A 20,407-nucleotide genomic window follows, 5' to 3' on the forward strand; every position below is an offset into this window, starting at 1 on the left:
CAAAACAATTTTATGAAAGACCTGTTGATCAAAAGATTTCAGTATTATAAATCTCTGGGAGACCAAACTTTCACACAACTTTCAGAAGAGCAGATGTTCTGGAAGTATAATGAGGAAAGCAACTCTATAGCAGTGATCGTAAAGCATATCACCGGAAACATGCTTTCCAGGTGGACCAATTTTATGACGGAAGACGGCGAAAAGGAATGGCGTAACCGGGATGAAGAATTTATCAATGTTCTTATGACCAAAAGTGAAATTCTGGAGTCCTGGGAAAAAGGCTGGGACTGCCTTTTTGGTGCGCTGGACCAGATCAATGAGGAAAATATTCATGCAACCGTTTATATACGGGGTGAGGCGCATTCCGTTCTTGATGCCATTCTGCGTCAGCTTGCCCATTACCCGTACCATATCGGTCAGATTATTTATATTGCCAAAATGGTGAAGAATGAAGATTGGAATACCCTGTCTATTGCCCGTAATAAATCTAAGGCATTCAATGCGAAAATGAAAAGCAAATTTTCTGAAGATTCTCTAGCTGAAAACTCCTCTCCGGTCTGCTATCATAATAGCCCTGAGGTCAGGGATGACTTTCAGGATGAAACGCGTCACTAATCGGAAAAACCTCTGTCTGGTTAAAATACTGACAGATAAATGCCTTATATAATGGACCATAGAAGGTATCAATAGAGTATTACCGTTAAAAGTATTATCTTTGCACCCTAAAAATCAGGAGTTATCCATGTCTACTTTTCACAGAACTGCCGCATACCATACCTTAGGCTGCAAATTGAATTTTGCGGAAACATCTACCATTGCCCGTCAGCTGACGGATGCCGGATACGATAAGGTGAGTTTTGATGATAAGGCAGATGTATATGTGATCAACACCTGTTCGGTAACTGAAAATGCAGACCGGGAATGTAAGCTTCATGTAAAAAGAGCCATGAAAGCCAATCCTGAAGGGCTGGTTGTAATTGTAGGCTGCTATGCACAGCTGAAACCTGAGGAAATTTCACAGATTACCGGTGTAGACCTCGTTTTAGGAGCCAAGGAGAAATTCAACATCCTCAGTTATCTGGATGATCTGGAAAAATCTGAAAGCAATGGAACCGTACACTCCTGTGAGATTGAAGAGACAGATTTTTTCATCGGGAGCTATTCTATCGGTGACCGGACCAGGGCTTTCCTGAAAGTGCAGGACGGCTGTGATTACAAATGTACCTATTGTACCATTCCGCTGGCCAGAGGGATCTCACGTTCAGACACCATCAATAATGTACTGAATAATGCCCGCGAAATTGCTGCAAGGGATATTAAGGAAATCGTTCTTACCGGCGTGAATATCGGGGATTATGGTAAAGGGGAATTCGGGAATAAAAGACATGAGCATACTTTCCTCGACCTTATTTCCGAGCTCGACCAGGTGACCGGAATAGAAAGAATACGGATTTCTTCTATAGAACCCAATCTGCTGAAGGATGAAAGCATTGAACTGGTGTCCAGAAGCAAAAGCTTCGTACCCCATTTTCATATCCCATTACAATCGGGAAGCGATGATCTGCTTAAAAAGATGAAGCGCCGCTACCTTACCGGTTTGTACCGCAACAGGGTAAACAAAATCCGTGAAGTAATGCCTCATGCTGCTATTGGAGTTGACGTGATTGTAGGCTTCCCGGGAGAAACCGAAGAACGTTTTATGGAAACCTATAATTTCCTAAATGAACTTCCTATTACATACCTCCATGTATTTACCTATTCCGAAAGGGAAAATACAGAGGCTGCCGGAATGGAGGGCGTAATACCTGTTTCTGAAAGAAAAAAAAGAAACAAAATGCTCAGGATCCTGTCTGAAAAGAAAAAAATGGTTTTCTATCAGGAGCAGCTTGGTAAAACCTTGCCTGTATTATGGGAGCATGAAAACAAAGATGGTAAGATGTTCGGTTTTACTGAGAATTATGTTAGGGTTCAGAAAGACTTTGATCCTTCCTCTGTCAATCAGATCGAGTTTCTCAAACTGGAAAAAATTGAAGCTGACGGCACAGTATCCGTCATGAGTTCTTTTGAAACGTTTCTTGAAAAAATATAAGAGGAATACTATAGGTGCTTCAATTCTTAGGCCCGGACTAACATTCAGTTACCTTCGACGGTGATCTTCTGGATATTTTAAATAGTATTACTCGCCATCAGTAATATATTGCGATAGACAAACTACCCAGGAATTTGCTTTGGCGCTCAGGATTTACGGAATTTATGATACTCCCATAAAGTTTTTTTTCTTTATTAAAATTAAAACTCGTCACTGGATTTTCAACGAAAAAACTCAAAAGTCTTTACCATGTACATTAATAGATCCGGAGAATATATCTTTCGTGTATCATTATTCTGATTTTCTTGGGATGTGGTAGGCATTTTGCAGCAATCTTTAGAAAATAAAAATCCAAGTGATATGAGAGACAAGTTTTTGTTGTGGGGCGCAATTATTGTAGCCATTGCCTGGGCCGTTGCATTCTTAATCAGAGCAGACTGGTGGATTCCTTTTTTTCTCACCATTATCTATGCGATTGGGGTATATAATGTAACTCAAACCAAGCATGCTATTTTAAGGAATTTTCCGGTACTGGGATACTTCAGGTATTTTTTTGAAAGTATTTCCCCGGAAATGCAGCAGTATTTTATTGAAAGGGAGACAGACGGGAAACCTTTCCCCCGCAATCAGCGTTCTGCAGTTTACCGCCGGGCAAAAAATCTTGGTGATACTGTTCCTTTTGGAACCCAGCTGGAAGTAAACCATAGGAAATATGAAGGCATCAAGCATTCCATCTATGCTAAAATGCCGTCCGAAGAGCTCCCCAGAGTATGGGTAGGAGGCGAACAATGTACACAGCCTTACCATGCCTCTTTACTGAATATTTCAGCAATGAGTTTTGGGGCTTTGAGCGACCGGGCACAGATTGCACTGAACCGGGGAGCAAAAAAAGGAAATTTTTATCATAATACCGGTGAAGGAGGAATTTCGCCTTATCATATGGAAGGTGGGGATCTCTGCTGGCAGATCGGAACAGGATACTTCGGATGCAGGGATGATGAAGGGGAATTCAATCCTGACCTCTTTAAAAAATATTCCACACTACCGAATGTAAAAATGATTGAGATTAAGTTATCTCAGGGTGCCAAACCGGGTCATGGGGGTGTTTTACCCGGAGTGAAAAATACTCCGGAAATTGCTAAAATCCGTCATGTAACCCCGGGAATTACCGTTCTTTCTCCTCCTGCGCATTCAGCTTTTTCCGATGCTGCAGGTTTACTGAGGTTTGTTCACCAGCTGCGTGACCTTTCAGGAGGTAAGCCGGTAGGTTTTAAACTCTGTATAGGAGACACCAAAGAATTTGAAGATATCTGTGTTCAGATGAATGTTTTAAAGATTTATCCGGATTTTATTACTGTCGATGGTGCTGAAGGAGGAACAGGTGCAGCGCCTCCTGAATTTTCAGATGGTGTCGGAATGCCTTTGGAACCGGCATTAATTTATGTAAATAAAATTCTCAGCCGCTATAATGTAAGGAAAAAACTTAGGGTAATAGCCAGCGGAAAAGTACTAACCAGCCTGGATATTTTAAGAGCTGTTGCCATGGGGGCCGATATGTGTAACAATGCAAGAGGGTTCATGTTTTCACTGGGCTGCATTCAGGCATTGCGCTGTAATAATAATAAATGTCCTACCGGAGTGGCGACGCAGGACAAAATGTTGATTAAAGGACTTGATGTTACCGATAAAAGTGAGCGGGTATACCATTTTCACAAAAATACGCTTCATACATGCAATGAACTTATTGCAGCGGCAGGAAGAAGCTCATATGAGGAGGTAGATGCCAATATGTTTATGCGAGGCGATGAATTTGACCATCTTTCTGACCTGTTTTTTCCTGATGTATTGGGAAATGTAAGGCAGCATGCGAAATACTAAATAAAAAAAACGCTTCAGAAATCCCTGAAGCGTTTTATGTTGTTTCTATTACTGGTTACTTGCTGGCCGAGGAGTGACAGCATTATACAGCTGGAAATTAAATACAAAACATCTGTTCTGTAACGATGTCCCGACATAATTATAATGGACGTCCCTGCCAAAAGCAGCTTTGGAAGGAACTATGATTACTCCCTGAAGATTATATCCTTCACCATCCGGTTTGTTATCAAAGGATTTGAAATATTTGATTCCTTCCTGAAATCCTTCTATTTCATAATAGCTTCTTTGCTTTGCTGCATCAGAAGTGGCATTGGTTAGAATAATATTTTTCACATAATAAAATAGGGGATCTGTTACGGGAGAACCCTGCCCGTCAATGGTATTGATCAGCGTTCCGGAATAAGAATTATTAAAAGCTACTTTTCCGTCCGTATCCGTAGCAAGATAGTAATTTCCTCTGATCATCGTACGGATCATGGTATCGGTTCCGATAGTTTTTCCTGCAGCAGGCTGTGCCCCATCCCTGATGATATAGATAACTCCTGATGGAAGTTTTACAGGATTGAGTTCAGAAAGCTTTTTGTAATTGTCATCAGTAGCATCTGTACTGCTGAAGGCTTTTATATTCCCTTGGGTATCCAGATAATTCTCATCCATAAACTTCTGGATGGCCTGCTCATCATATGAGTTTCTGACTGAGATGTCTTCCGGCTCCACAAAAGTTTCGGTTTCATCATCCTTTTTACAGGCAGAGAAACACAAAGATCCTGCAAGGATATATAAAAATATTTTTTTCATTTCAAAAACTTTAATTACTTTACAAATAATATAACGGCAAAAGTATAAAAAAATATGAGAATAGATAAATTTTTATGGAGTATTCGCTTCTATAAAACGAGAACGGTTTCTGCGGATGAAATTAAAAAGAACAGGGTTGCTATTGGTGATTCTGTAGTGAAATCATCCAAAGAGGTAAAAGAAGGAGATGTAATTAAAGTTCGAAAAAACCAGATCGACTATAAAATCAAAGTATTGCAGATTCCTAAAAGCAGGCTAGGAGCTAAACTCGTACCGCTTCATATCAAAGATGTAACGGATAAAGAACAGTATGAACTCCTGAAATTGCGTAAAGCTTCCCAGGACTATTACAGAATAAAGGGAGAAGGCAGGCCTACCAAAAAAGACAGGAGGGAAATGGATGATTATGTAGGCAATGATATTGCTTCTGACTTTACCGACTGGGATGATTTCTTCGGCGAAAAAGGAGATAGCGAAGAGGAAGAATCATAAAGCTCTACTCATAGAGCTTTTCTATGATTTCATCAACAATAGCTTCAGGCTCTCTGGCATCAGTGCTTACACTAAACTGGGATTTGCCATAGAATTCATTTCTCTCAAACAGATGTTTGGCAATGAATTCTGGCAGGTCTTCATCGGTAATGCGGGCAATCAGCGGCCTTTTGTCTTTTTGCTTAAGCAGCCTTTCAGATAAAGTAGCGACAGATGCTTTAAGGAAGATGCTTTTTGAATTATGGTTGATAATTTCCATATTATTATAGTACACAGGCGTACCTCCACCAAGGCTCAGGATAATATTTTTTTCATTAGCCAGAATTTCTTCCAGAACTTCTCTTTCCAGTTTTCTGAAGTAAATTTCTCCCTTCTTTTCAAAGATTTCAGGAATGGTTAATTTACTCCTTTTTGAAATCTCTTTATCGAGGTCAATCAGCCTAAAACCGAGTTTGTCGCTTAATATTTTGGAAATGTGAGATTTGCCGCTTCCCATGTATCCTACAAGTGAAATTATCATGAATTTTTTTTAAACAAATTTGCAAAAAAGTTTTGAGAAATAAAAAAAAGCTATATCTTTGCACCACTTAAAACAAGGGACATTACTTTAATGAAAACTTGATTAATAAAGTGACCGACTCGGTAGCTCAGCTGGTAGAGCAATACACTTTTAATGTATGGGTCCTGGGTTCGAATCCCAGCCGGGTCACAAGCAAAAAATTACTGGATTTTGTAATTTTATTTGCCTGCGTGGTGAAATTGGTAGACACGCCATCTTGAGGGGGTGGTTTCCTAAGGATGTGCTGGTTCGAGTCCAGTCGCAGGCACTGCAAAAATTTGAAATAATTAATATTGACGAATTAAAATTTATTTTATATTTATCATTATTAATTGTGGCCGACTCGGTAGCTCAGCTGGTAGAGCAATACACTTTTAATGTATGGGTCCTGGGTTCGAATCCCAGCCGGGTCACAGTTTACTGAAAAGTAAATTTTTTTCATATTAATATTTTGTGATTTGGTGTTTCAAAGGCTTCCTCAAGAAGCCTTTGATTTTTTTATGTCAATCCAGGTGCATGTTATCAATAAGCCTTATTCCGTCTACTATCACGACAATAAAAGCCCGGTAATTTTTATTTTTGTAAAAAAAATCAGTTTCTTTCAAAGTCTTTTCATCGGCAATCAGGAAATATTCCAATTCCATACCACGCTGGCTTTCAAAAATATCTTTCACCCTGTTTTTGATTTCGGCTACGGTTAATACCCTGAACCAGCCGTTAACTTCTTTTAAAGTTTCATAAATGATCCGTGACGCTTTTCTGCGTTCCGGATCAAGCCTTTGATTCCGGGAGCTTAAGGCTAGTCCGTTTTCCGCCCGGAGGATTGGTACCCCGTGAATACTTACGGGAAGTTTTTTATTTTCTACCATTTTTTTTATAATAGCCAGCTGCTGAAAATCCTTTTCTCCAAAATAGGCATTATCAGGCTTCACCTGCCTGAACAGCTCTTCAACAACCGTTCCTACACCATCGAAATGTCCCGGCCTGGATTTTCCTTCCATTTCATCTTCCAATCCGCCGAAATCATAGGATTTGCTTTCCGTTTTTTCAGGATAAATATCAGTAACCTCAGGAATGTAAACGGCATCAACCAATCCGGAATCTTCCAGCATCTTAATATCTTTCTTAATATCTCTGGGGTACTTTGCAAGATCTTCTGCATTGTTAAACTGAGTAGGATTGACGAAAACAGAAGATATGATAAGGTCATTTTTTTTCCTTGCTTCTGCATACAGGGACAGATGGCCGTCGTGTAAAGCTCCCATAGTAGGAGCAAACCCTATCCGTTTACCCATTTCTTTCTGCCGCTCAATAAAATCCTGAAGGGTTTTTTTATTTTTTAAAACTTCCATAGCATAATTATAATAGTATTTCAAAAATACTAAAAATATCATACAGTAAAGTGGGTTTTTCGTAATCCGGGCTGAGGAATTGTCGTAAAAAAGTGTTAATTAAAATTATGTTGGATGTTTTTTTGTAATTTTGCACATTAAAGCGTTTTACAAAAATTAGATAGAGTTTATGCCGAATCAAAAGATACTGTATATTACTACAGAGATGTATCCGTACCAAGAAGATACCAACATGGCTGCAGTGGTGAATAAAATGGCACTTAAAATGCACAATGAAGGCAATGATGTAAGAGTTTTTATGCCAAGATTTGGACAGATAAGTGAACGAAAATTCCAGCTTCATGAAGTCATCCGCCTTTCAGGAATGAATATTATTATCAATGATCTTGATCAGCCCTTAATTATTAAGGTAGCTTCGCTGCCGGGAGAAAGGCTTCAGGTTTATTTTATCGATAATGAAGAATATTTCAAAAGGAAACAATATTATTTCGATGACGAAGGAGCTCCTTTTCCTGATAATGATGAAAGGGCAATTTTCTTTGCAAGAGGGGTCATAGAAACGATTAAAAAGCTCAACTGGGTACCGGATGTAATTCATCTTAACGGATGGATGGCTTCTTTTGTCCCGGTTTACCTTAAAACCTATTACGAATCAGATACCTATTTTAAAGATGCCAGAATTGTACTTTCTTTATACAACGAAAAGGATGCCGAACTGGATCAGAATATCGGTGAAAAACTGGAATTCGATAATATCTCCGGGCTTAAGGCATTAGATAAGCCTACCATCCAGAGTTTTGTGATTGAAAGCATGAATTATGTGGATATGGTAGTGAAAGGAGATGAATTCCTGGAAGGAAACCTGGATACTGCTTTCAATGAAACCCCGACTCAGAAATCAGAATACCTGGATGTCGATTCAATCAATCAACTTTATTAAAAACACAGTTTAATGACTCATACGATTAAAAAAGTTTTCGCTGTAATTTTCATGGCGATTTTCGGAAGTGTATTGCTTTATAACTGCGAACCGGATCCGGATACCCTTGGAGAGCAGCTGTTTTTAGGAGATGCTGCACAGGGGAAGGTAGATTCTATGGACGTTACTGCATTCACGATCAAAAATTATGACAGTATCAGAAGTGATGCAGCGAAGCTCGATTCAGCAGTGCTCGGTGCCTTTAAGGAAGACCAGTTCGGTATGCAGAGAGCTTCTTATCTTACTCAGCTCAGGTTATCAACTTATAATCCTGATTTCGGAGCCAATGCTGTGGTAGATTCTGTTGTTCTGGTTTTAAAGCCGGAGTATGCAGCAGATTCTGTGAAAACAACGACCAATGAAGACTATATTTATCCGGACGGCAATGTAGCGGCTAAGAAAGTAGTCAATACTTATCCTGTAAGGAAATTCGGAAAAGCGAAAAAAACACTGAATATTAAAGTATATGAAGTATCGGACTTCCTGAAAGGAGCTTCAGATACTGTGAAATCTAATCAGGTCTTTGAATATAATGCTGCTAATATAGGTTCTAAAACTTTTGACGGTAATATCAATTCAGTTACCATTACAAAAGATTCCGATAATTCCTCCATATTCACATCGTCTGCACCGGGCATCAGGATTAATCTGGACAAAACTTTGTTCCAGAACAAGATTATTGCAAAAAAAGGCCAGCCGGAACTTCAGGATGCATCAAATTTCATCAGACATTTCAGAGGGCTTAGAATTGCTGTTGATGAGAATGATGGTTATTTGTTCAAATTCTCCCCAAATTCTATGGAGCTTATCATGTATTATAAATATGACAAGACAGATAACGGAACAACGACAAGGACATCTGCAAACTATGCTTTTGTTTTAGGTGCAGGAAATGTACATATCGGTCAATATGAGTATGACCGTTCGGGATCTGCCTACTCAACTGCTGCATTGGGGGATTTCAATACAGGAGCTGCCAAACTTTTTGCACAGGGAATGGGGGGGCCTTCTATAGGAATTAAAATTCCACTTGAAACAGTAAATAAATTAAAGAAATTATATCAAACTAATAAGGCAGCCATCATAAGTGCTAAAATTAGACTTTACACTGATGCTGTTTCCTGGAATAACAATTATAAAAAACCTACAGAACTAACTTTTATTCAAAAGGATAAAGACAGCAATGGTAAAGTGACTAGTGCTTTTACGGCAGATGCACTTAATTTGGCGGCAGCACCTAATTTTAGAATTTATAAATTATATAACCTTGATAAAAATCCTGCTTATTACGAATTTACTGTAACTAAATCAGTAAAAGATATTGTAGAGGGTGGAGTTGACAATACTTATAAGTATTTTAGAATAGATATCGGAAGATTTTTACCCAATGCAGCCAATACTGGACTTCAAGGTCAATCATCTACATCAAGAGCATATTCTATCAATAGAGCAGTATTTGTAGGATCAAACACTACTGATTCCAACAAAGCTCAGCTGAGAATTATTTACGGGACAAAATAAAAATAAACACAATCTAATACATTAATATAAATTATGTGCGGAATAGTAGGATATACAGGATTTCAGGATGCCTATAGTATAGTGATCAATGGTCTAAGGAGGTTGGAGTACCGCGGTTATGACAGTGCAGGAATCGTTCTTGAAAAGTCAGATAATACATTTGAGGTTCAGAAAACAAAAGGAAAGGTAGATGATCTTGTTGGTATTTCAAGCCAATTGGAAGGTACTGCCCATATAGGAATGGGCCATACCCGTTGGGCTACCCATGGTGTGCCTAGCGACAGGAATTCTCACCCGCATGTATCCAATAATGGTAAAATAGCTATTATCCATAATGGAATCATTGAAAATTATGATACCATTAAAATCATGTTGAGCGATAAAGGGTTTACTTTTCAGTCAGAGACAGATACTGAAGTATTGGTAAATCTTATCCAGTATTTTATGGATCTTAATGTGGAAATGGATTTCCCTACAGCAGTACGTTATGCCTTGAATGAGGTGTATGGAGCGTATGCTATAACCGTAATGCACGAAGACTATCCAGGGGTACTTGTCGTTGGAAGACTGGGGTCACCTTTAGCAATTGGTATCGGAGATAATGAATATTTTATTGCGTCTGATGCTTCTCCTTTCGTGGAATTTACAAAAGAAGCCATTTATCTTGAAGAAGGTCATATGGCTACCATCTCATTGGAAAATGGAGTAGATATCAGAACCATCAATGATAATTCCAAAATTGAACCTGAAATTCAGGAGCTTAAATTAAGTCTTGAACAGATTGAAAAAGGAGGTTTTGAACATTTTATGCTTAAAGAAATCTTCGAGCAGCCAAAATCCATCCATGACACCATGCGAGGCAGGCTTCTGGTAGAGGAAGGCATTATAAAAATGGCGGGTATCTGGGACCATCTTGAGCGTTTTAAGAATGCCAACAGAATTATCATTATCGCCTGTGGAACTTCCTGGCATGCCGGTCTTATCGGAGAATATCTTATTGAAGAATATGCAAGAATACCGGTTGAGGTAGAATATGCATCAGAGTTCAGATATAGAAATCCAATTATTACGGATAAAGATGTAGTCATTGCTATTTCTCAGTCCGGAGAAACTGCCGATACGATGGCCGCTTTGAAACTGGCTAAAGAAAGAGGTGCTTTCATTTATGGTATCTGTAATGTGGTGGATTCTTCAATTGCCAGGATTACCGATGCCGGTTCTTATACTCATGCAGGTCCTGAAATCGGTGTAGCTTCCACAAAAGCATTTACGGCACAGCTGACGATTCTCAGCCTAATTGCATTAAAGCTCGGTAAGCATAACGGGAACTTAGGTAATGCAGATTTTATGAGCCTGATCGCGGAACTGGACGCACTTCCTAAAAAAATTGAAGAAGTATTGGAGTCTACTCACGAGCTGACACAAGCCATTGCAAAAGATTTTATTAGTGCCACCAATTTCCTTTACTTAGGAAGAGGATACAATTATCCGGCAGCATTGGAAGGAGCATTGAAGCTTAAAGAAATTTCTTATATCCATGCTGAAGGCTATCCGGCCGCAGAAATGAAACATGGACCTATTGCACTGATTGATGAAAACATGCCAATTGTTATTATTGCTCCAAAGAAAGGGCACTATGATAAAATTGTAAGCAATGTTCAGGAAATTAAAGCAAGAAAAGGAAAGGTAATCGCAGTAGTTAATAAAGGAGATCAGCAGGTAAGTGCAATGGCAGACTATGTTATCGAGATCCCTGAAACTTCAGAATGTTTCTCACCTATCGTGGCTTCCGTACCTCTGCAGCTATTGGCTTATTACATTGCAGTATACCGCGGAGCAAATGTTGATCAGCCGAGAAACCTTGCAAAATCCGTCACTGTAGAATAAAAACAATGCACAAATAAAATAAATTTAGATTTCCTCCGTTATTTCAAAAAAAATCTTAAAAGTTTCTTAAAAAAATTATATATTTACGGCTTAATTATAAAAATTAACATGAAAAGGATATTTCTTTTATTAGTGTCTGCGTCGGTAGCATCGGTATCTTGTTCAGGTGGAGGATCTTCTTCCGTTGGTAAACCGGGAACAAAAGGAGAATTGATACCTAGAGAAAAAACGAAATCATTTGTTGCAGAAAGACCTTACGGTATGGTTGCAATTCCTGCAGGATCATTCGTTGCAGGTCTCGCTGATCAGGATCCTACAAATACTCCTGAAAAAGCGGCTCTGAAAACGGTTACTGTTTCTTCTTTCTTTATGGATGAAGCGGAAACTACCAATGCAGAATACAGAGTATTTATCAATTATGTAAGAGATTCTATCGCGAGAACTATGCTTGCTGAAGCTGCCGGAGAAGGAGGAGAAGGTAAAGGAAGAGGAACAAGCATCGGTGATTATGCATATCTTGCACAAAAAGAAGAAAACTTAACACCATATCAGGAATATCTTGAAGGACAGGGAGGAAGAGAAGATGGCTATGACCCAAGCAAAAAACTGGACTGGAAAGTTCCATTGCACTGGAATACCAATAAATATCCTGATGTAGAATATGCAGAAGTATTGGAATCTATGTATTTACCGGCATCATCAAGAGTAGGTAATGAAAGGATTCTGGATGTTAGCAAACTGAAGTATAACTACAAATGGGGCGATATGGATGTGGCTATTGCAGATAACCAAAGAGGAGTAAACTACCTTAAAAGTGAAAGCATTGCTATTTATCCTGATACCACAGTTTGGGTAAAAGATTTTCATTTTGCATATAATGAGCCCTTATTTGAACAGTATTTCTGGCATAAGGCTTACAAAGACTATCCTGTAGTAGGGGTAACCTGGGATCAGGCTAGAGCCTACTGTAATTTCAGAACTAAGCTGAAAACAGATTATAATGAAAGTTTAAAAAGAAGAAAACAAAGACCAATGATATTCCGTCTTCCTACTGAAGTTGAGTGGGAATATGCAGCAAGAGGCGGAATGCAGAATGCTACCTATCCTTGGGGAGGTCCTTATTTAATGGACGACAGAGGTTGCTATTTAGCTAACTTCAAACCTAAGAGAGGTAACTATATGGAAGATGAGAAAAAAGGTACTTACACATATACAGCTCCGGTAAAGAAATTTAAGAAAAATGGATTCGGATTGTATGATATGGCTGGAAACGTTGCAGAATGGACGGAATCTGCCTATAATAATTCTTCACCCGCATTCTCTTCAACACTTAACCCTTCTACAAAAGATAGAACTGATGACAAAAGGTCTGTAAGAGGAGGTTCTTGGAAAGATGTTGGTTATGCACTGATGACAGGAGCAAGAGACTGGGAAAGAAAAGATTCTGCAAGAAGCTATATCGGATTCAGAACAGTACAGGACATTCCTGAAGCAGCTGTTAAACCAAGAAGAGTTAGCAGATAATTCAATCAGACCATTATTATTACTTTTCAATAACAATTTTATTTAACTTTAAAAAAACTGACTTATATGTTTAAGACTAAAGATGCTTGGATGAATTTCTTTTATTCATTCGGTGCTGCAATTGTAATTCTTGGGGCTTGGCTTAAAATTACCCACATTACTTTGGGACCTATTAATGGTAACATGGCTCTTACAGTGGGACTTATCACAGAAGCTATCATTTTCATCATCTTTGCTTTCGACCCGCCGAAATCAGAAGAGTCTTATGCTTGGGAAAATGTATATCCTGAACTTTTGGATAAGCATGCTAATCCTAACCCTCTACATTCAAATGTATCCAAAAGTAATGCTGCTGCTCAGTTTGCTGAATTGGAAAATTCACTTTCAACTAAACTGGACAAAATGCTTCAGGATGCGAAACTTGATGTTCAGTTATTCGAAAGATTAAGAACAGGGATCGATAAATTTTCAAACTCAGTAGATCAGATCAACCAGACGGTGGATGTTTCTGCCTCTACTCATAAATACAATGACCAGTTGAATAAAGCTGCCCAACATATGGAAAGCATGAACGCACTGTATGCTATGCAGCTGGAAAGCGGACAAAGACAGGCAGAATTCGCCAAAAAATATGTGAGCGATATGCAAAAGTCTGTTGAGCATTCTGAAAAATTCAACCAGGAATTGCAAGGTTTAACGTCTAACTTGAATAATTTAAACAGGGTTTATGGTGGTATGCTAACCGCAATGAAGTCTTAATTCCAAAACCATTTCTAATATAAAACTTAATTAAAAACAAAAGAAAAGAGAATGGCACAAGGAAAACAGACCCCTCGTCAGAAGATGATCAACCTGATGTATTTGGTGTTCATCGCGATGATGGCCCTAAATATTGATGCAGAAATCATCAGGTCATATTATGACTCTACAAAAGCTCTTAATGAAACCAGGACCTTAACGGAAAGAAAAAACGAAAGGATTTTCGAAAGGACTCTTGAAGCAAAAGCCCTGCAGGTACCGGATACTTACGCTCAGCCTTGGCAGCAGTATCAGGTTTTAAGAGATAAAATCAATGGATTGGTAAAATCCGCTCAGGATATCAAAGATCTTCTTAAGAAGAAATCTGAATTCCATGAGAAAGACCAAGCCGGAAAAGATGTGGATGTAAGCGAAAACTTCGCTGCACTAAATAACAATGAAGCTACTACGGAATACTTCTTTAAAGAAGGAGATGAGAATACACCTTCTAAAGGAGCTTTAGAGCTTAAAGCTAAAATTGACGATGTAAGGAACTATATCAATGCAACTTTTGGAAATAACCCTCAGCTGAAAGACTTGGTGGAAAGAGCCAATAAATCTCTGATTGCAGAATATCCAAAAGGGAAATCACCTAACGAAAAAACGTGGTTCCAAAATAAATTCTACCACCAGCCTCTGATTGCTGCGATCTCCAATCTTGAGATTATCCAGAATGATGCAAGAAACGTGCAATCTGATGCATTAGCATTAATGCTGCAAGAAAAAGTTGATGCAAGCATCAAATTTTCAAACTATGAGCCGATTGTTTCCGGTCCAACGGATATTCAATCAGGAAAGCAGGCAGATGTTACTGTGATGTTGGGTACCTATTCAAACAGCAATAAGATCAACATTTCAGGAGTGAGCAGACAGGAAAACGGAAAAGGTATTATTCCAATTTCAGGAGCAGGCCTTGGAGAGCATAAAGTTGGTGGAACCATTACATTAACCGACGCTTCAGGGAAACCACAAAGCTTCCAGTGGTCACACACCTATAATGTTATTGCAGGTCCTCAGGAAGTGAAACTTCAGAAAGGATTACTCCTATCTGCTGATAAAATGAATGTAATGTACAGAGGATTGGAAAATCCGGTATCAGGGTCTATTCTTGGTGCTGATAATGCTAAATTATCACTTTCTGCCCCGGGAGCTTCAGTGAGAAGTGCAGGTCCAGGAAAATGGATTGTTACTCCTACTACAGGAAATACCGTTAAATTAACATTGTCAGGATCTGATCCTAGCGGTAAGAGTATCTCTCAGGTATTTGAGTACAGAATTAAAAATGTACCGCCTCCGCAAGGACAGATGAGAGGGCAGAACGTACTGGGTATGCCGGCTACATCCATCCCTAATCAGACTGTACAGGCAGCTATTCCGGACTTCGATTTCCCTGTATCATTTACTGTGAATCAATTTATGGTGAAGGTGCCAGGTAGGGCAGCATTGTTAATCCGTGGAAATTCATTAAGTGATGCTGCGGGATTAATGAAAAACTTAAGATCAGGAGATGTAGTATATGTTTTCGAGATTAAGGCTACCGCTACAGGATTAGGAAATCAACAGATTAAAAATATCTCTCCTGTTGTAATCAATGTTCAGTAAGTTTAATAAAATAACATTATGAAAAAATATATAAGCAGTCTTTTAGTTTTGGTTTCAGGATTTGCTTTTTCCCAAACCATTCTGAATGCATCTTCTCCGGAAGAGTTCAGACAGTTGAGAGCTGAAAATAAACAAAAGATAGGTGATACACTTGTTGATAAAACAGTGAAGCCACTTGAATATGGTTTTGTAGATGATAAAGATATCATGAAATCCATGTTCGTTTGGGAGGTAATTGATATGAATGATAAGATCAACCAGCCTTTTTATTATGATAATCCAAACGGACTTCTTGCTTCGTCCACGAGATCTTTGTATCAGCTTTTATTAGAAGGTGCACTGAGCGGTAAGATTAAGGAAGTATATGATGATGATGATTTCGTTACAAGATTGAGTCCTGAAGCTATTCAGAAAAGATTGGAAAGTGTAAGGATTTCCGATGCTGCCATTGATATTCTGAATTCCGGAAGACAATTAACCGACGATGAAAAGAAGCAATATACCGATATTTATAAGACTACTACCGATAAAGTAAAGGTTCTTAAAATTATGGGTATGTGGTTTATCGATAAGAGAGACGGGCAGATGAAATACAGACCCCTTGGGATTGCTGCAATGGGACCTGACCCTGCTGTACAGGGAAGAACAGGACCTAACGGAGAGCCATTGGCAGGTGCAGATGAATTGATAGACCTATTCTGGATCTACTATCCAAACGCAAGAGAAGTGCTGGCTAATAACTATGTGTATAACAGAAAAAACTCATCTGCTGATCTATCTTTTGATGATATCATCAATGCAAGAAGGTTTTCTTCTATTATTTACAAATCATCTACTGGTTTAGGTGATGGTGTTATTAAAGATTACATCCCAAGAAATGCTGACGAACAGCTTGAAGAAAGCGACAGAATCAAGGCTCAGATCCTTGATATGGAAAACAGCATGTGGAATTATTAAAATTCATTTGATATTTATATAAAACCTGAGTACTTTTACTCAGGTTTTTTTTGTTATGGAATATGTAGATTATATTATTGTGGGAGATGGGTATGCAGCCCTTTTTTTTGCTCATCAGCTTATTAAAAATCAGAAATCATTCAGAATATTTTCAGAAGGAAATAAGAGTGCTTCCCAGGTTTCTGCCGGGATGATCAATCCTGTTGTCCTGAAAAAGTTCACGACCTTCTGGAAAGCCCAGGAACAAATTGATTTCCTTAAAAGTTCCCTAAGTGAAATAGAAGCCTATACAGGCAAAAATTACATGATTGATGCGCCGATTCACAGGATTTTCCATGATGAAAATGAGCAGCAGCTATGGCTTAGGAAAGCTGAAACCGAAGAACTGTCTTATTTTTTAGATCGAGATTTTAGATATCTGGATGTTCTTAATAATCCGTATGGTACCGGAAAGGTAAACCGGTCAGCACGACTTGATGTAAAAGGATTTTTCAATGATTTATTTACTTTTTTTGAAGAGAGGTCTTATCTGATTAAGGAGAAGTTTATTTATGAGCAATTAGATGCTTTGGATTCTTCCTATAAAGGCATTAATTTCAAACACATCATTTTCTGTGAAGGGATGGGTGTTAAAAATAATCCATATTTTTCTGAGATTCCGGTCAGCCCCAATAAAGGACATCATATCAAAGTGAAATTATCCAAGCCTCTGCCCGATGATATAACAGTTAAAAAGAAACACTTCCTTTTTCCTGTTGATGAAGACCGCTATTTTTATGGCGGAACCTATGACCGGGAACAGCTGCATCATCATATTGACGAAACTGCGGTCCAACAGCTTAAGAATGGTCTTTCTGAATTTTACCCGTTTGATTTTGAAATCGATGAAACTCATTTTGGGTTCAGGCCTACGGTAAAAGACAGACGGCCGATCATTGGAAGGCATGAAGATCATAAAAATTTATATGTATTCAACGGATTAGGCGCACGTGGAATTTTAAATGGCTGTTACTTCTCGGCTTCTTTATATGATCTGATTGAAAAAGGAATCCCTTTACCTGAAGAAATAGATTTGTTGAGATTTAAAAAATAATGTATTTTATCTACATATATTTAAAATGTAATGAGAATGATTTAAAATTTCTTATCTTAATAAGAGAATTTAAATTATGGATGAAAATATTTTAGGAATTATAGCAGGTGTTTTTACTTCAGCTTCAATGATCCCGCAGTTGGTCAAGGTATTAAAGGAAAAAAATGTTGAAGATCTGTCCTGGATTACGCTTCTGGTACTGATTACCGGTGTATCATTATGGGTATGGTACGGAATTCTCAAGGATGAACTTCCTATTATATTATCTAATGCTTTTGCCGTTCTTGTTAATATAAGCCTTTTGACCTGTTATTTAATATATAGGAAATAAGTTATACCTGTTGGGTAATGATGTTGATCATTACATATGAATAAGGCATATCAAAATTAGTAAGAAGCCATACTGGTGCTCTTCTGTTTATTTTCAGAAGAAGCTTGCTTTTTGTGGTGGAAAAGTACCATCTGGATATCTCTCTTAAGAAAAATTACTTCTCCTTTAATATCTGTATACTGATATTCGGTGCTGGCTGCGGAATATTCAGGCATATCCTTTTTTTTCTTAAGCTCATAAGTCTTTCCGCCCAAATGGATAGTGACCGTTTTTGCCGTATGGTTGATAATAACTTCCATATGCTCTCCAAGGTCATCTGTAAAAATATCCTTGGTAATTTCATCATGATCTGGGGCTGCTTCTGTCTGAATATTGGTCACAGATTCTTTCCCGGGATGTTGACATGCTGTTGTAAAAATTCCGATGGTAAGCAGAAGAATGAGTCGAATATAATTTTTCATAATAAGAAGTGATTGGTAGTGAGGTCTGATGGTGTTAATATTTCATAAATTTACGAATATTTCTGCTAACAAAGGTTAAAACATCTGGTCTAATTTTAAATTTTTGTTAAGATTTGGAATCAGAAAAAAATCCTATATATTGTATATCCATTTAATTATTTTAACTATTTAAAAATAATTGATTTCAAATCATAACTTTTACTTATGAATTCAGATTATTTTTTTAATAGTTTAAAATCTTAAAGGAATTTATCTGATTATGATATCTGTTGAATATATTATTATACCAGTAAAACTATCTTTTTTGTATTTAAATTATTGTTTTCTAGAGTGATGTATTTGTTGGCAGAGTTTTAAATGGTTGAATATTCTCTTCAGATTATTTCAAGTAATGTTAAATATTGTTAATGATTTTAACATTTAGGCGGAATTGAAAAATAGTTTTTATGTTTAGATGTACCTTTGCCGCATCAGATGAGAAACTACATCACATACTTTTTAACCTGCCTGTTTCTGCTCTTTGTGGTAGAAAGCAAAATCAATGTCAGGACTTTGGACACCTCCAAGGTTGGGTCTGTGTCTCATCATATCCTCAAGAAAGCCAATAAGCTTAATCAGACTTATGAAAAGCTTTCTATACAGCAGAAGGTTGACAGTGAAAACTATTCTCTTGAACTTCTGGAAAGCAGTTTTCAGTTATCGGATGTACAGGCTGTAGCTGTTTTAGCAGCAGTTTTCACATTCGCATATTTTTTAGGATTACTCCGCTTCAAAGAATTAAGGCCTTCACTGCATGGTTTTAACCTTTGTTCCTATACCGTAAAAAGGTTTATTCTGATCCGTTCTATAAGAATCTAAACTTTTCCGAAAAGTATTTTGTCCTTTAAAAGGATGGGATACGCCGTTCTTTACAGCCTGTACTCTATGCAGGTTGATGTATTCTATTTCATTTTCAAAACATTAACGATTTATATAAACTCTAGAATTATGATCAAAAGAGTTGTCGCAGGCATTGCGCTAAGCAGTCTTTTATTGTTCAGCTGTAACAAGAAAAAAGAAGAAAAAGAAGAAGCTACCGTATATCCCGTAACCTCACCGGTGGTGATGGATACCGTGATTGACAAAGAGTATGTAGCTCAGATCCAATCTGTAAAAAACATTGAAATCCGCGCCCAGGAAAAGGGTTTTCTCGAGAAGATCTTCGTGGATGAAGGACAGTTCGTGCAGCAGGGACAGACCCTGTTCAGGATTATGCCGAAACTGTATCAGGCCGAACTCCTGAAAGCACAGGCAGAAGTGGCCCAGGCTACCATTGAACTGAAAAATGCAAGTACATTGGCTAACAACAACATCGTGTCTAAAAATGAACGGGCGATGGCGAAAGCCAAACTGGATGCAGCGAATGCGGAAGCTAAACTGGCCCAGATCCATCTCTCATTCACAGACATCAAAGCTCCGTACTCAGGAATTATCAACCGGATCCCCCTTAAACTGGGAAGCCTTATTGATGAAGGTGACTTACTCACATCACTTTCAGACAATACCAATATGTATGGGTATTTTAACGTTTCAGAACCTGAATACCTGAGCTATCAGATGCATGCTGCAGACCGTGGAAGTAATGAAGTCGGCCTTGTAATGGCCAATGGTGAATTGCTTCCTGAAAAGGGCCAGATCCAGACTATCGAAGGAGAATTCGATAATGAAACAGGTAATATTGCCTTCAGAGCAAAGTTTCCTAATCCGAATAAACTATTAAGGAATGGGGAAACAGGAAAAGTACGGATGACTTTACCGGTGAAAAATGCTTTACTGATCCCTCAGAAAGCAACCTATGAGATCCAGGATCAGAAATATGTTTTTGTAGTTGGCAACAATGGAGTGATCAAGTCTAAAAACATTAAGGTTGCTTATGAGCTTCCGGATGTATACGTGGTGAGTTCCGGGCTGGCAAAAGGAGACAAAATCCTGCTGGAAGGCGTTCAGAAAGTAAAAGATGACCAGAAAGTTCAGACTAAGTACCAGGATCCGAAAAAAGTGCTTCAGTCATTGAAATTAAAAGCAGAGTAGGACTCTTTAATGAAGT

Annotated in this window: 19 protein-coding genes and 3 tRNA genes; 18 read left to right on the plus strand and 4 right to left on the minus strand. The window is 38.2% G+C overall.

The annotated features are described in order from the left end of the window. Window positions 1–12 precede the first annotated feature (12 nt). The 3 genes from CGB83_RS16450 (at window position 13) to CGB83_RS16460 (ending at window position 3,967) form a co-directional block, all read left to right on the plus strand. Window positions 13–615, plus strand: coding sequence for a DUF1572 family protein (locus CGB83_RS16450; protein WP_100077629.1), 603 nt, complete (start codon window positions 13–15; stop codon window positions 613–615). A gap of 127 nt (window positions 616–742) precedes the next feature. After that, complete coding sequence (gene mtaB, locus CGB83_RS16455; protein WP_100076790.1) at window positions 743–2,089, plus strand: tRNA (N(6)-L-threonylcarbamoyladenosine(37)-C(2))-methylthiotransferase MtaB; 1,347 nt, start codon at window positions 743–745, stop codon at window positions 2,087–2,089. A 360-nt stretch (window positions 2,090–2,449) separates the two neighbouring features. Next, entirely contained in the window at window positions 2,450–3,967 is a 1,518-nt protein-coding gene (locus tag CGB83_RS16460) for an FMN-binding glutamate synthase family protein (RefSeq protein ID WP_100076791.1), read from the plus strand. A 48-nt stretch (window positions 3,968–4,015) separates the two neighbouring features. Here the strand turns inward: CGB83_RS16460 and CGB83_RS16465 are convergent, their stop codons facing one another. Next, a complete protein-coding gene (locus CGB83_RS16465) occupies window positions 4,016–4,765 on the minus strand; it encodes a hypothetical protein (RefSeq protein ID WP_100076792.1) in 750 nt (249 codons plus the stop codon). Window positions 4,766–4,819: 54 nt separating this feature from the next. Between CGB83_RS16465 and CGB83_RS16470 the strand changes: the two genes are divergently transcribed. Then, a complete protein-coding gene (locus CGB83_RS16470) occupies window positions 4,820–5,257 on the plus strand; it encodes an RNA-binding S4 domain-containing protein (RefSeq protein ID WP_100076793.1) in 438 nt (145 codons plus the stop codon). 4 nt (window positions 5,258–5,261) lie between these two features. On the opposite strand, the gene CGB83_RS16475 is transcribed toward CGB83_RS16470, so the two are convergent. Beyond that, on the minus strand, window positions 5,262–5,777 hold the full coding sequence (locus CGB83_RS16475) for a shikimate kinase (protein WP_100076794.1): 516 nt from the start codon (window positions 5,775–5,777) through the stop codon (window positions 5,262–5,264). 116 nt (window positions 5,778–5,893) lie between these two features. On the opposite strand from CGB83_RS16475, the gene CGB83_RS16480 reads away from it, so the two are divergent. The 3 genes from CGB83_RS16480 to CGB83_RS16490 all read left to right on the plus strand — a co-directional run bounded on the left by CGB83_RS16480 (window position 5,894) and on the right by CGB83_RS16490 (window position 6,229). Further along, window positions 5,894–5,966, plus strand: a tRNA-Lys gene (locus CGB83_RS16480). Window positions 5,967–6,001: 35 nt separating this feature from the next. Further along, window positions 6,002–6,084, plus strand: a tRNA-Leu gene (locus tag CGB83_RS16485). A gap of 72 nt (window positions 6,085–6,156) precedes the next feature. After that, window positions 6,157–6,229 (plus strand) — tRNA-Lys (locus tag CGB83_RS16490). Window positions 6,230–6,319: 90 nt separating this feature from the next. On the opposite strand, the gene panC is transcribed toward CGB83_RS16490, so the two are convergent. After that, window positions 6,320–7,168 carry a pantoate--beta-alanine ligase gene (gene panC, locus CGB83_RS16495; RefSeq protein ID WP_100077630.1) on the minus strand — a complete coding sequence of 283 codons (849 nt, stop codon included), beginning with the start codon at window positions 7,166–7,168 and terminating at the stop codon, window positions 6,320–6,322. A 169-nt stretch (window positions 7,169–7,337) separates the two neighbouring features. Between panC and CGB83_RS16500 the strand changes: the two genes are divergently transcribed. From CGB83_RS16500 to CGB83_RS16540, 9 genes are all read left to right on the plus strand, one after another. After that, window positions 7,338–8,108 carry a glycogen/starch synthase gene (locus CGB83_RS16500; RefSeq protein ID WP_100076795.1) on the plus strand — a complete coding sequence of 257 codons (771 nt, stop codon included), beginning with the start codon at window positions 7,338–7,340 and terminating at the stop codon, window positions 8,106–8,108. 12 nt (window positions 8,109–8,120) lie between these two features. Then, complete coding sequence (locus tag CGB83_RS16505; RefSeq protein WP_100076796.1) at window positions 8,121–9,668, plus strand: DUF4270 family protein; 1,548 nt, start codon at window positions 8,121–8,123, stop codon at window positions 9,666–9,668. A 33-nt stretch (window positions 9,669–9,701) separates the two neighbouring features. Further along, window positions 9,702–11,555, plus strand: coding sequence for a glutamine--fructose-6-phosphate transaminase (isomerizing) (gene glmS, locus CGB83_RS16510; RefSeq protein ID WP_100076797.1), 1,854 nt, complete (start codon window positions 9,702–9,704; stop codon window positions 11,553–11,555). Window positions 11,556–11,663: 108 nt separating this feature from the next. Continuing rightward, window positions 11,664–13,079 (plus strand): T9SS ring complex lipoprotein PorK/GldK, encoded by a 1,416-nt coding sequence (gene porK, locus CGB83_RS16515; protein ID WP_100076798.1) that lies wholly within the window; start codon window positions 11,664–11,666, stop codon window positions 13,077–13,079. 66 nt (window positions 13,080–13,145) lie between these two features. Further along, window positions 13,146–13,838, plus strand: a complete 693-nt coding sequence (gene porL, locus CGB83_RS16520; RefSeq protein WP_100076799.1) for a type IX secretion system motor protein PorL/GldL — start codon at window positions 13,146–13,148, stop codon at window positions 13,836–13,838. 51 nt (window positions 13,839–13,889) lie between these two features. After that, window positions 13,890–15,479, plus strand: coding sequence for a type IX secretion system motor protein PorM/GldM (porM, locus tag CGB83_RS16525; protein WP_100076800.1), 1,590 nt, complete (start codon window positions 13,890–13,892; stop codon window positions 15,477–15,479). 18 nt (window positions 15,480–15,497) lie between these two features. Continuing rightward, window positions 15,498–16,436 (plus strand): type IX secretion system ring subunit PorN/GldN, encoded by a 939-nt coding sequence (gene porN, locus CGB83_RS16530; protein WP_100076801.1) that lies wholly within the window; start codon window positions 15,498–15,500, stop codon window positions 16,434–16,436. Window positions 16,437–16,491: 55 nt separating this feature from the next. Next, window positions 16,492–17,529 (plus strand): NAD(P)/FAD-dependent oxidoreductase, encoded by a 1,038-nt coding sequence (locus CGB83_RS16535; protein ID WP_100076802.1) that lies wholly within the window; start codon window positions 16,492–16,494, stop codon window positions 17,527–17,529. A gap of 76 nt (window positions 17,530–17,605) precedes the next feature. After that, a complete protein-coding gene (locus CGB83_RS16540) occupies window positions 17,606–17,860 on the plus strand; it encodes a SemiSWEET transporter (RefSeq protein ID WP_100076803.1) in 255 nt (84 codons plus the stop codon). Window positions 17,861–17,916: 56 nt separating this feature from the next. Here the strand turns inward: CGB83_RS16540 and CGB83_RS16545 are convergent, their stop codons facing one another. Further along, window positions 17,917–18,321 carry a hypothetical protein gene (locus CGB83_RS16545; protein ID WP_100076804.1) on the minus strand — a complete coding sequence of 135 codons (405 nt, stop codon included), beginning with the start codon at window positions 18,319–18,321 and terminating at the stop codon, window positions 17,917–17,919. A gap of 474 nt (window positions 18,322–18,795) precedes the next feature. Between CGB83_RS16545 and CGB83_RS16550 the strand changes: the two genes are divergently transcribed. Beyond that, a complete protein-coding gene (locus CGB83_RS16550; RefSeq protein ID WP_100076805.1) occupies window positions 18,796–19,179 on the plus strand; it encodes a hypothetical protein in 384 nt (127 codons plus the stop codon). 129 nt (window positions 19,180–19,308) lie between these two features. After that, window positions 19,309–20,391: an efflux RND transporter periplasmic adaptor subunit gene (locus tag CGB83_RS16555; protein WP_172954716.1), complete on the plus strand. Its 1,083-nt coding sequence runs from the start codon at window positions 19,309–19,311 to the stop codon at window positions 20,389–20,391. The last annotated feature ends 16 nt before the right edge of the window (window positions 20,392–20,407 follow it).

This window comes from Chryseobacterium camelliae (assembly GCF_002770595.1).
Classification (GTDB): Bacteria; Bacteroidota; Bacteroidia; order Flavobacteriales; family Weeksellaceae; genus Chryseobacterium; species Chryseobacterium camelliae.

Bases quoted from the DNA above. Each gene is read 5' to 3' on its own strand.
- CGB83_RS16450 (WP_100077629.1), top strand. From the start codon at position 13: ATGAAAGACCTGTTGATCAAAAGATTTCAGTATTATAAATCTCTGGGA.
- mtaB (WP_100076790.1), top strand. From the start codon at position 743: ATGTCTACTTTTCACAGAACTGCCGCATACCATACCTTAGGCTGCAAA.
- CGB83_RS16460 (WP_100076791.1), top strand. From the start codon at position 2,450: ATGAGAGACAAGTTTTTGTTGTGGGGCGCAATTATTGTAGCCATTGCC.
- CGB83_RS16465 (WP_100076792.1), bottom strand. From the start codon at position 4,765: ATGAAAAAAATATTTTTATATATCCTTGCAGGATCTTTGTGTTTCTCT.
- CGB83_RS16470 (WP_100076793.1), top strand. From the start codon at position 4,820: ATGAGAATAGATAAATTTTTATGGAGTATTCGCTTCTATAAAACGAGA.
- CGB83_RS16475 (WP_100076794.1), bottom strand. From the start codon at position 5,777: ATGATAATTTCACTTGTAGGATACATGGGAAGCGGCAAATCTCACATT.
- panC (WP_100077630.1), bottom strand. From the start codon at position 7,168: ATGGAAGTTTTAAAAAATAAAAAAACCCTTCAGGATTTTATTGAGCGG.
- CGB83_RS16500 (WP_100076795.1), top strand. From the start codon at position 7,338: ATGCCGAATCAAAAGATACTGTATATTACTACAGAGATGTATCCGTAC.
- CGB83_RS16505 (WP_100076796.1), top strand. From the start codon at position 8,121: ATGACTCATACGATTAAAAAAGTTTTCGCTGTAATTTTCATGGCGATT.
- glmS (WP_100076797.1), top strand. From the start codon at position 9,702: ATGTGCGGAATAGTAGGATATACAGGATTTCAGGATGCCTATAGTATA.
- porK (WP_100076798.1), top strand. From the start codon at position 11,664: ATGAAAAGGATATTTCTTTTATTAGTGTCTGCGTCGGTAGCATCGGTA.
- porL (WP_100076799.1), top strand. From the start codon at position 13,146: ATGTTTAAGACTAAAGATGCTTGGATGAATTTCTTTTATTCATTCGGT.
- porM (WP_100076800.1), top strand. From the start codon at position 13,890: ATGGCACAAGGAAAACAGACCCCTCGTCAGAAGATGATCAACCTGATG.
- porN (WP_100076801.1), top strand. From the start codon at position 15,498: ATGAAAAAATATATAAGCAGTCTTTTAGTTTTGGTTTCAGGATTTGCT.
- CGB83_RS16535 (WP_100076802.1), top strand. From the start codon at position 16,492: ATGGAATATGTAGATTATATTATTGTGGGAGATGGGTATGCAGCCCTT.
- CGB83_RS16540 (WP_100076803.1), top strand. From the start codon at position 17,606: ATGGATGAAAATATTTTAGGAATTATAGCAGGTGTTTTTACTTCAGCT.
- CGB83_RS16545 (WP_100076804.1), bottom strand. From the start codon at position 18,321: ATGAAAAATTATATTCGACTCATTCTTCTGCTTACCATCGGAATTTTT.
- CGB83_RS16550 (WP_100076805.1), top strand. From the start codon at position 18,796: ATGAGAAACTACATCACATACTTTTTAACCTGCCTGTTTCTGCTCTTT.
- CGB83_RS16555 (WP_172954716.1), top strand. From the start codon at position 19,309: ATGATCAAAAGAGTTGTCGCAGGCATTGCGCTAAGCAGTCTTTTATTG.